This window comes from Streptomyces sp., from assembly GCF_035563135.1.
GTDB lineage: Bacteria > Actinomycetota > Actinomycetes > Streptomycetales > Streptomycetaceae > Streptomyces.
In genome coordinates this window covers 1-4,470 of the sequence record NZ_DATMVN010000358.1, presented here as the reverse complement: position 1 = coordinate 4,470, position 4,470 = coordinate 1, and the positions used below count along the sequence as shown (strand labels likewise).

Here is a 4,470-nt window from a genome sequence, read left to right as displayed (position 1 = left end):
GATCTCCAGGACGATTTCGTCGTGGACCTGGAGCAGCATCCGTGACGTCAGCTTCGCCTCCGTCAGCGCCCGGTCCACATGCAGCATCGCGACCTTCACGATGTCGGCGGCCGTGCCCTGGATCGGGGCGTTCAGTGCCATCCGCTCGGCCGTCTCGCGCCGCTGGCGGTTGTCGCTGTTGAGGTCCGGGAGGTAGCGGCGGCGCCCGAAGACCGTCTCCGTGTACCCCGAGGTCCGGGCTTCCTCCACGACCCGGTGCAGATAGTCGCGCACCCCGCCGAACCGCAGGAAGTAGGTGTCCATCAGCCCGCGTGCCTCGCCGGCGTCGATGTTCAGCTGCTGGGACAGGCCGAACGCGGAGAGCCCGTAGGCCAGCCCGTACGACATCGCCTTGATCTTGCGGCGCATCTCCGCGTCGACGGCCGACTTGTCGACGCCGAACACCTGCGAGGCGACCGTCGTGTGCAGGTCCTCCCCGGAGGTGAACGCCTCGATCAGACCGGCGTCCTCGGAGAGGTGGGCCATCACCCGCAGCTCGATCTGGCTGTAGTCGGCCGTCATCAGCGTCTCGAAGCCCTCGCCGACGACGAAGCCCCGGCGGATCGCCCGCCCCTCGTCCGTGCGGACGGGGATGTTCTGCAGATTGGGGTCGGTCGAGGAGAGCCGGCCCGTCGCCGCGACCGTCTGGTTGAACGTGGTGTGGATACGGCCGTCCGCACCGATCGTCTTGATCAGCCCCTCGACCGTGACCCGCAGCTTCGCCTGCTCGCGGTGGCGCAGCATGATGACCGGCAGCTCGTGCTCGGTCTGCGCGGCCAGCCAGGCCAGTGCGTCCGCGTCGGTCGTGTAACCCGTCTTCGTCTTCTTCGTCCTCGGCAGGGCCAGCTCACCGAAGAGCACTTCCTGGAGCTGCTTGGGCGAGCCGAGGTTGAACTCACGGCCCACCGCGGCGTGCGCCTCCTTCACCGCCTGCTGCACCGCACCGGCGAACTGCTGCTCCATGCCTTCCAGATGCGCCTGGTCGGCGGCGATGCCGTGCCGCTCCAGCCGGGCCAGCATGATCGACGTGGGCAGCTCCATGTCGTGCAGCAGCCCGGTGGCACCGACCTCCTTCAGACGCGCCGTGAACGCGTCTCCGAGGTCCAGCACCGCGCGGGCCTGCGCCATCAGGGCGTCGGCCTCCGCCCGGTCGTCCGCGCCGAAGGCCAGCTGCCCGTCGGCCGAGGGGGCCGGGGCCAGCTCACGGCCGAGATACTCCACGGCCAGTGCGTCCAGGGCGAAGGAACGGCGGCCCGGCTTGACGAGATACGCAGCGAGCGCGGTGTCCATCGTGATGCCCTCCAGCCGCCAGCCCTGCTCGGGGAGGACCCGCAGGGCTTTCTTGGCGTTGTGCAGGACCTTGGGCCGGCCCGGGTCCGCGAGCCAGGCGGCGAGGGCCTGCTCGTCGGCCTCGTCGAGCTCTGCCGGGTCCAGCCAGGCCGCGGCCCCGCCGGCGGCGGCGAGCGCGATCTCGGTGACCGTGCCGGTGCCCAGCGACCAGGTGTCGACGGTCATCATCCCGAGCGGCTGCCCGCCATGGGCCTCCAGCCACGGGGCGACCTCACCCGGTCCCAGCACCACGCCGTCCAGCTCGACACCGGCCGCGGGCGCCGGCGCACCGTCCTCCTCCGCGCCCGGGTCGACGGCGAGCAGCCGCTCACGCAGGCTCGGGTTACGGATCTCCAGGACGTCCAGCACACCGGTGACCGCCGTGCGGTCGTACGGAGCGCGCTCCAGCTCGGCCGGGCCCTTCGGCAGCTCCACGTCACGGACCATCTCGGTCAGCACACGGTTCATCTTCACCGCGTCCAGGTGGTCCCGGAAATTCTGCCCGGCCTTGCCCTTGACCTCGTCGGCCCGCTCGACCAGCTCCGTGAACGAACCGAACTGGTTGATCCACTTCGCCGCCGTCTTCTCCCCCACGCCGGGAATGCCCGGAAGATTGTCCGACGGGTCACCGCGCAGCGCCGCGAAGTCCGGATACTGGCCCGGGGTGAGCCCGTACTTCTCCTGGACCTTCTCCGGGGTGAAACGCGTCAGCTCCGAGACGCCCTTCGTCGGGTAGAGCACCGTCACGTTGTCCGTGATCAGCTGGAAGGAATCCCGGTCACCCGTGACGATCAGCACCTCGAAGCCCGCCGCCTCCGCCTGCGTGGCCAGCGTCGCGATGACGTCGTCCGCCTCGAAACCGTCCACCGCGAACCGGTCCGCGTGCATCGCGTCCAGAAGCTCACCGATGAGCTCGACCTGCCCCTTGAACTCGTCGGGGGTCTTGGAACGGTTCGCCTTGTACTCCGGGAACTCCTTCGCACGCCACGTCTTGCGGGACACGTCGAACGCGACCGCGAAGTGCGTGGGCGCCTCGTCGCGCAGCGTGTTCGCCAGCATCGACATGAAGCCGTACACGGCATTCGTCGGCTGCCCCGTCGCCGTCGTGAAATTCTCCGCGGGCAGGGCGAAGAACGCCCGGTACGCCAGGGAGTGCCCGTCCATCAGGAGCAGGCGCGGTCGGTTGTCTGCCGTCTTCTTCGATGCCGTCTCAGCCACGCCCCCGATCCTGCCACGGACCACCGACAATCCGGACCGGCCGACGCCCCGGACCACGCGCCCCGGGGCGGTCCTCCCGCCTCCCCGGAGCACCCCGGCACGCGTGCATGACAGGATCGACGGACTGTGAAGGCGTAAGAAGCAGCGACTGGACGCCACGACACGCACGGACGCGGCGCGCGCCCGCACGCGCTCGGAGGCGGCCGAAGGCTCGAAGGGGAGCACCATGGCCACGAAGCCCCCGACCGGTGACCCGGTCCAGGACGCACCGCGGATCGACGCGGTCCGGCACGCCGCCGCCGGACTGCCCGCCGTCGCCCACACCCTGCGCGTCGCCCAGCAGCAGATGGGTGTGAGGCGCACCGCGCAGACCCTCCTCAAGGTCAACCAGAAGGACGGCTTCGACTGCCCCGGCTGCGCCTGGCCCGAGGGCGACAGGCGCCACGCGGCCGAATTCTGCGAGAACGGCGCCAAAGCCGTCGCCGAGGAGGCGACCCTGCGCCGCGTCACCCCCGGCTTCTTCGCCGCCCACCCCGTCGCCGACCTCGCCACCCGCAGCGGCTACTGGCTCGGCCAGCAGGGGCGCATCACCCAGCCCGTGTACCTGCCCGAGGGCGCCGACCGGTACGAGGCCGTGACCTGGGAGCGCGCCTTCGAGATCGTCGCCGGGGAGCTGACCGCGCTCTCCTCCCCCGACGAGGCGCTCTTCTACACCTCCGGCCGCACCAGCAACGAGGCGGCGTTCCTCCTCCAGCTCTTCGCCCGCGAGTTCGGCACCAACAACCTGCCCGACTGCTCCAACATGTGCCACGAGTCGTCCGGATCGGCCCTCACCGAGACCATCGGGATCGGCAAGGGCAGCGTCAGCCTCGAAGACCTCCACCAAGCCGACCTGATCATCGTCGCCGGACAGAATCCCGGCACCAACCACCCCCGGATGCTCTCCGCCCTCGAACAGGCCAAGGCCGCCGGAGCGAAGATCATCTCGGTGAACCCGCTGCCCGAAGCCGGCCTCGAACGTTTCAAGAACCCCCAGACCGCCCGGGGCATGCTCAAGGGCACCGCCCTCACCGACCTCTTCCTCCAGATCCGCATCGGCGGCGACCAGGCGCTCTTCCGCCTCCTGAACAAAATGATCATCGAGACCGACGGAGCCGTCGACACCGGCTTCGTCGCCGGGCACACCCACGGCTACGAGGAATTCGCCGAGGCCGCCCGCGCGGCCGACTGGGACGAGACCCTCACCGCCACCGGCCTCGAACGCGACGCCATCGAACAGGCGCTCGCCATGATCCTCGCGTCGGAACGCACCATCGTCTGCTGGGCCATGGGCCTCACCCAGCACAAACACTCCGTGCCGACCATCCGCGAAGTGGTCAACCTCCTCCTCCTGCGCGGCAACATCGGCCGCCCCGGCGCCGGCGTGTGCCCCGTCCGCGGTCACTCCAACGTCCAGGGCGACAGCACCATGGGCATCTTCGAACGGCCCTCCACCGCCTTCCTCGACGCCCTCGACCAGGAATTCGGCATCACCTCACCCCGGCACCACGGCTACGACGTCGTACGGTCCATCCAGGCACTCCGCGACGGCGACGCCAAGGTCTTCTTCGCCATGGGCGGCAACTTCGTCGGCGCCACCCCCGACACCGCCGTCACCGAAGCCGCCATGCGCCGCGCCCGGCTCACCGTCCACGTCTCGACCAAACTCAACCGCTCGCACGCCGTCACCGGCACCCACGCCCTGATCCTGCCCACACTCGGACGCACCGACAAGGACGTCCAGGCCGGTGGGAAGCAGTTCGTCACCGTCGAGGACTCCATGGGCAAGGTCCACTCCTCACGCGGCAACCTCACCCCCGCGAGCCCCCACCTGCTCTCCGAACC

At 70.0% G+C, this 4,470-nt stretch carries 2 protein-coding genes; one reads left to right on the top strand and one right to left on the bottom strand.

All coding sequences use genetic code 11. The features are described 5' to 3' along the window. The coding region (gene polA, locus VN520_RS15565; protein ID WP_325747512.1) for a DNA polymerase I at positions 1-2,586 on the bottom strand (2,586 nt) is incomplete at its 3' end. A 226-nt stretch (positions 2,587-2,812) separates the two neighbouring features. On the opposite strand from polA, the gene VN520_RS15560 reads away from it, so the two are divergent. Then, a partial coding sequence (locus tag VN520_RS15560; RefSeq protein ID WP_325747511.1) for an FdhF/YdeP family oxidoreductase occupies positions 2,813-4,470 on the top strand: 1,658 nt, incomplete at its 3' end.